The sequence below is a fragment of the Microcoleus sp. Pol14D4 genome (assembly GCF_036701245.1).
Classification (GTDB): Bacteria; Cyanobacteriota; Cyanobacteriia; order Cyanobacteriales; family Microcoleaceae; genus Microcoleus.
Map to the genome: position 1 here is coordinate 1 of NZ_JAUBQM010000204.1, position 1210 is coordinate 1210.

A 1210-nucleotide genomic window follows, 5' to 3' on the forward strand; every position below is an offset into this window, starting at 1 on the left:
TATAGCGATCGCAAATCATTCATAAATCGATAGAGAATTCGAGCGAGCAGCAGTTCAATTCAGTGTTGGTTCAAAAATACCAAATTTGTGTAACTTGAGAAAGTCAAAGCTTTGTGCCTGTATGGTAAAATTGAAAAACCATTTAACTAAGGCAAAAGAACTGAGCCGACTCCCAAATTTTCTCACCCAATTTTTGGCCTGAAGCCAAATATCTTCGACTGGATTCTGTTCGGGAGCATTAGGAGCGAACAGGACACAAGTTAAAGGCCATTCATCCCGCTCCTTCCCTTGATTAATTTCTTCTAGGTAAGCTTTCATCTCTTTATATTTATGATAACTAGCTCCATCCCAAATAATCAAATGTCTCGCTTCGGGATTTAAAGATTGTAAATCTTTTAAAAAAGCGACCGTATTCTCGGAATTTGCCGTCGCGTATTCTCGGAGAACAAACTGTTTTGTTAAATAATTTATTGCGCCATAATAAGTTTGTTTTTCTCTTTCATTTACCAGCGGTATTTCTATTCTCTCATTACGCTTTCCCCAAAGATAACCACAGACATCTCCCCAAAGAAGATGGCACTCATCAATCAAATACACCACAAGCTTTCTCGACTCTATAGCTTCCCGGTTTTCTTCGAGAGTTTCACAAATTTCTTGGTGCTTTTTTTTGACGAGTTCTTTATCACCTTTTGGGTTCTTTTTTTGAGACTTTTTCCAGCTAATTCCTGCTGACTTAAACAGTCGATAGTAGCTAGTTTTAGATTTAAATTCAATCTGATACTTTTCGGCTATATAATTTGCGAGAACGGATAAATCCCAGTGGTCTTTATTGGTTAACCATTGAATAATTTCCGACTGTTCTTCTGGCTTAAGTTGTCCCTGCGAGCCTTGATGATTTAAGAGCAATCCTTCAATTCCATGTAACGCATAATTGATTTTCCACTTGCTAATAAATGAAGAGGATACTCCCAAGAGCTTTTGAATAGTTTCGCGACAGATACCTTCACTTAGCATTCGGACGGCCAAAGCTCTTTTTAATTCTCTGGAATCGGGATTGCTGGCAATAAAATTTTTTAGCTCTAATAAAGCTTGGACTTCATGCTCCTCAAATTTTTCTGACAATTTATTTTGGGACATCTTAACTTCTACTTAGATCCACCTCCCTCATTATACATGATTTATGATTTACAAATCATTTGCGATCGCTATA

Annotated in this window: 1 protein-coding gene; it reads right to left on the reverse strand. The window is 37.2% G+C overall.

Annotated features, from left to right (window positions below):
• Positions 1–54 precede the first annotated feature (54 nt).
• Complete coding sequence (locus tag QUA33_RS28110) at positions 55–1137, reverse strand: IS630 family transposase (protein WP_333153062.1); 1083 nt, start codon at positions 1135–1137, stop codon at positions 55–57.
• Positions 1138–1210 lie beyond the last annotated feature (73 nt).

Bases quoted from the DNA above. Each gene is read 5' to 3' on its own strand.
- QUA33_RS28110 (WP_333153062.1), bottom strand. From the start codon at position 1,137: ATGTCCCAAAATAAATTGTCAGAAAAATTTGAGGAGCATGAAGTCCAA.